This window comes from Ruminococcoides intestinihominis (assembly GCF_040096285.1).
GTDB classification, from domain to species: domain Bacteria; phylum Bacillota; class Clostridia; order Oscillospirales; family Acutalibacteraceae; genus Ruminococcoides; species Ruminococcoides intestinihominis.
Genome location: NZ_JBBMEY010000077.1, coordinates 1 through 4,020, shown reverse-complemented (window position 1 = coordinate 4,020; position 4,020 = coordinate 1). Strand labels below are relative to the sequence as shown.

General features: G+C 40.9%; 8 protein-coding genes. All 8 read left to right on the top strand.

All coding sequences use genetic code 11. The features are described from left to right. Positions 1-300: 300 nt before the first annotated feature. Positions 301-1,497, top strand: coding sequence for a MobT family relaxase (gene mobT / locus WMO18_RS10605; RefSeq protein ID WP_117576629.1), 1,197 nt, complete (start codon positions 301-303; stop codon positions 1,495-1,497). 12 nt (positions 1,498-1,509) lie between these two features. Further along, a complete protein-coding gene (locus WMO18_RS10600; RefSeq protein ID WP_117576628.1) occupies positions 1,510-1,644 on the top strand; it encodes a DUF3789 domain-containing protein in 135 nt (44 codons plus the stop codon). Position 1,645: 1 nt separating this feature from the next. Beyond that, on the top strand, positions 1,646-1,867 hold the full coding sequence (locus WMO18_RS10595) for a hypothetical protein (RefSeq protein WP_004843355.1): 222 nt from the start codon (positions 1,646-1,648) through the stop codon (positions 1,865-1,867). 73 nt (positions 1,868-1,940) lie between these two features. Then, positions 1,941-2,249, top strand: a complete 309-nt coding sequence (locus WMO18_RS10590) for a hypothetical protein (RefSeq protein ID WP_004843356.1) — start codon at positions 1,941-1,943, stop codon at positions 2,247-2,249. A gap of 87 nt (positions 2,250-2,336) precedes the next feature. Further along, positions 2,337-2,633, top strand: a complete 297-nt coding sequence (locus tag WMO18_RS10585) for a conjugal transfer protein (RefSeq protein WP_082419285.1) — start codon at positions 2,337-2,339, stop codon at positions 2,631-2,633. Continuing rightward, complete coding sequence (locus tag WMO18_RS10580; RefSeq protein WP_055153439.1) at positions 2,552-3,055, top strand: antirestriction protein ArdA; 504 nt, start codon at positions 2,552-2,554, stop codon at positions 3,053-3,055. The genes WMO18_RS10585 and WMO18_RS10580 overlap by 82 nt, the downstream gene beginning before the upstream one ends. Positions 3,056-3,072: 17 nt before the next feature. Further along, positions 3,073-3,576 carry an antirestriction protein ArdA gene (locus WMO18_RS10575; protein ID WP_367286592.1) on the top strand — a complete coding sequence of 168 codons (504 nt, stop codon included), beginning with the start codon at positions 3,073-3,075 and terminating at the stop codon, positions 3,574-3,576. A gap of 118 nt (positions 3,577-3,694) precedes the next feature. Next, positions 3,695-4,020, top strand: a 326-nt coding sequence (locus WMO18_RS10570; protein WP_367286588.1) for a conjugal transfer protein, incomplete at its 3' end; no start/stop codon positions are given.

The following is a 4,020-nucleotide window of genomic DNA, read 5'->3' as shown; positions in this document are numbered from 1 at the left end:
TTTTACACGCCTTTAGTCCCGAAAGGACATGATTTTTTGCAGACTATCGGCTCTCTTGCACAAGCAAGGCAGGACGGAACGGCGACGTGCGAAGCGAAAGGCGACGGCACGGACTAGCCGTTGCTGGTGTGGCGTAAGCCACGCCAGCAGGTAAAACCCCTCGGTATCTAACAGAGGGGTACGTTTGCAAATAGACAAAAGACAAAAAACATAGGAAACATAAGGCTTCTGGCACGGTTTCCTAGCAAAAATCGGCTGTGAAGTCGCCTTAAAAAACTTCACACTTTACAGATTGGGGGTATGGTTCTGAATGAAGAACAATGGATAAAAGAATTACGGGAGAAACGGATTGCTTACGGTATCTCACAAGGCAGGCTGGCGGTGGTTTCTGGTATCACAAGAGAATATCTTAACAAGATAGAAAGCGGAAAAATGAAGCCGTCAAAAGAACTTCTGGAAACTCTGCATAAGGAACTGGCAAGGTTCAATCCAGAAGCACCGCTTACCATGCTGTTTGATTATGTGAAAATTCGTTTTCCCACGCTGGATATACAGCACATCATCAAAGATATATTAAAACTGAATATCAACTATATGCTCCATGAAGATTACGGGCGTTACAGTTATACGGAGCATTACTCTTTAGGGGACATCTTTATCTATACGTCGGCTGACGAAGAAAAAGGTGTCCTTTTAGAGTTAAAGGGGCGTGGTTGCAGGCAGTTTGAAAGTTACCTGCTGGCACAGCAAAGAAGCTGGTATGACTTTCTCATGGACGCACTTGTAGACGGTGGCGTGATGAAGCGTATCGACCTTGCTATCAACGACCATACAGGTATTTTGGATATTCCAGAGCTTGCGGAAAAATGCAGGAAACGGGAATATATCGGAAAGTCCAGAAGCTATAAGTTTTACCAGTCGGGTGAGCTTATCAAGCACAGAGAGGACGACAGAGAATATATGGGACGTACCCTTTATCTTGGTTCGCTGAAATCAGATGTGTATTTCTGTATTTATGAAAAGGACTATGAGCAGTACGTTAAGTTGGGGACACCGCTTGAAGAAGCCGACATTATTAACCGTTTTGAGATACGGCTTCGGAATGAACGAGCCTATTATGCAGTACGGGATTTGCTGACGTATTATGACGCAGAACAGACCGCCTTTTCTATCATCAATCAGTATGTGCGGTTTGTTGATGAAGAACCAGACAAGCGAAAAAATGACTGGAAGCTCAATGACCGCTGGGCTTGGTTTATCGGCGATAACAGACAGAGCTTGAAGCTGACGACAAAGCCAGAGCCTTACACCTTAGACCGCACATTGCGTTGGGTACAACGGCAGGTAGCACCAACCTTGAAAATGCTGAAAAAGATTGATAAGGGAAACGGTACAGACTACATGGAAATGATTGAACAGCAGGCGAAGCTCACAGAAAAGCATGAAATGATAATCAGACAGCAGACGACCCCTGCAAAAGATTTAGTAGAAAGTTAGGAGTGATAAAAAATGTGGGTATTATTAAAAGACTTCCTGCTGGTATCTCTGGGAATGGGTATCGGCATAGTCTTGATGTGTATTTTGACTGTCGGCAAAGAAGCTGACTGTGAAATGAAACAATTAGAAGAAAGAGAGGACAAATAACATGAATTTCGGAAACAATTTGTATCAATGGTTTTTATCAAACGCACAGAGCTTGGTGCTTATGGCGATTGTGGTTATCGGTATCTACTTAGGGTTCAAGCGTGAGTTTTCCAAACTTATCGGCTTCTTGGTAGTTGCCTTGATTGCTGTCGGTTTGGTATTTAACGCCGGCGGTGTGAAAGATGTACTGTTAGAGCTATTCAACAAGATTATCGGTGCATAAATTTTTATTGTGATGTTGTTAATGGGGTGATATAATATGGATATAAAAATACAACTTTAGGAAGTGATATTTTATGTTAGGATTTAGTATAATGATGTGGTTTGTTTCTGCTATCCTTATATTCGTGAGTATTTCTTTATTAAAGGGAAATTACTCTTTTGTTCATGGTAAAGTATTTGATACTACTGATAACAAAAAAGGATATGCAAAAGAATTAGGAAAACCTGTTTTATTCGTAGGGATTGGTATTTTAGTATCTGGGGTAATTGCGATTATAGTAAAAAATCATTCTATTCCTACCGCAGTTTTTTTCTTGGCAATTATAGCTGGTATTGCTGGACTATGGCTACACAAAATACAAAAAAACTTCCGAAAATTTTAGTTTACAAATTTATATTTATATGCAAAGCAGTTGGTCTTAGGATTGACTGCTTTTTTCTTACCTAAAATTTCAGATTGGAGTGATTACATGAACGATATTTTTAAGAATATGCAGGCAAAAGTCGGCTGTGAATACATTTCCGACCTGCCCTCTTACAAGCGTAAGGTGTGGCAGGAAATGAAACGATTGAACCCTGCCGATTATGAAGAAAAACAGTTAGAAGATTTTTCAAAGTATGTGTTTGGTATGTCGTACCAGAGCTTAAAAGATGTGATGAAACAACAGAAAGGACGTGAGGAACAATGCAGGAAACAAGGGTGCTGGTGGAAACGAGAGGAACAACTGGCAAAGAAACAACATCATACTGGTTCGACCTGCCGATAGATGTTGCAGAGTTTGAAGAAAAGTTAGGTGTCGGTGCAGAAAGTCAAGATTACCGCATTACCGAAAAGGTACTGCCCTTTGCTGATGAAGTCCACGAACATACAAGCGTGTACCAGCTCAACGAACTAGATTTTATGTACCGCCAGCTTTCAAGCGATATGCAGGAAGAATATACAGCACTTCTTACCGTGTATGAAAACTTAGAAGCACTTTATATTTGCAGAAACGTGATTACGGTTTATCCCGACTGCAAAAGCATGATAGATGTTGCAAGGCAAAAGCTGATGAATGACCCGACATTCAAGCATTTATCCGAGGACTGTCAAGAATATTACTTTGACTTTGAAGCCTATGCTTCTCACTTGCAGGAACACGGGAAATTTTTAGTAACAGAACACGGTATCTTTGAACTGCCAGAGTAGGAAATGAGGTGGTGCTTATGATTGATGATATGGCGGTTTATATTGCTAATCTTGGCAAATACAATGAGGGCTATTTAGTCGGTGCTTGGTTCACATTTCCTATTGACGAGGAAGATGTAAAAGAAAAAATCGGCTTGAATGAACAGTATGAGGAATACGCTATCCATGATACCGACAACTTCCCCATTGCGATTGGCGAGTATGTTTCCATTGAAGAACTCAATGAGATGTATGAAATGATAGAGGAACTTCCCGACTATATTGTAGAGTGTCTGGACGAATTTATCAGTCACTATGGGACGCTGGAAGAAGTTGTGGAACACAAGGGCGATATTTATTATTATCCCGACTGTGAAACCATGACAGATATTGCCTACTACTACATAGACGAATTGCAGGCACTAGGGGATATTCCACCCAGCTTGCAGAACTACATTGACTATGAAGCCTACGGGCGAGATTTGGATATGGGCGGTTGCTTTATTGAAACAAGCCGAGGTATGTGCGAGATACCATACTAACGCTGGAAGATCAGCGACAAGCATTGTTGCTACTGACAGCGTATTTCTCTTTTAAGGGACAGTCTGAAAATGGCTGTCCTTTTCTCTTTGAAGAACTTACGAAAGGAGCTGAAAGAACTTGAAAAAGATTAAATCTTATACGGGTATCTGGAACGTGGAAAAAGTCTTGTATGCAATCAATGACTTTAACTTACCCTTTCCCGTTACCTTTACACAGATTACATGGTTTGTGATTACAGAATTTATCATCATTCTGTTTGGGGATATTCCCCCACTTTCCATGATTGAGGGAGCATTTCTCAAATATTTTGGTATTCCCGTTGCTCTCACTTGGTTTATGTCGCAGAAAACCTTTGACGGAAAGAAACCGTACAGCTTTTTGAAATCACAGATAACCTATGCCCTGCGACCTAAAATCACTTATGCAGGAAAAGCCGTAAAACT

Coding starts and splice junctions, on each gene's coding strand:
- mobT (WP_117576629.1), top strand. CDS start 301: ATGGTTCTGAATGAAGAACAATGGATAAAAGAATTACGGGAGAAACGG.
- WMO18_RS10600 (WP_117576628.1), top strand. CDS start 1,510: ATGTGGGTATTATTAAAAGACTTCCTGCTGGTATCTCTGGGAATGGGT.
- WMO18_RS10595 (WP_004843355.1), top strand. CDS start 1,646: ATGAATTTCGGAAACAATTTGTATCAATGGTTTTTATCAAACGCACAG.
- WMO18_RS10590 (WP_004843356.1), top strand. CDS start 1,941: ATGTTAGGATTTAGTATAATGATGTGGTTTGTTTCTGCTATCCTTATA.
- WMO18_RS10585 (WP_082419285.1), top strand. CDS start 2,337: ATGAACGATATTTTTAAGAATATGCAGGCAAAAGTCGGCTGTGAATAC.
- WMO18_RS10580 (WP_055153439.1), top strand. CDS start 2,552: ATGCAGGAAACAAGGGTGCTGGTGGAAACGAGAGGAACAACTGGCAAA.
- WMO18_RS10575 (WP_367286592.1), top strand. CDS start 3,073: ATGATTGATGATATGGCGGTTTATATTGCTAATCTTGGCAAATACAAT.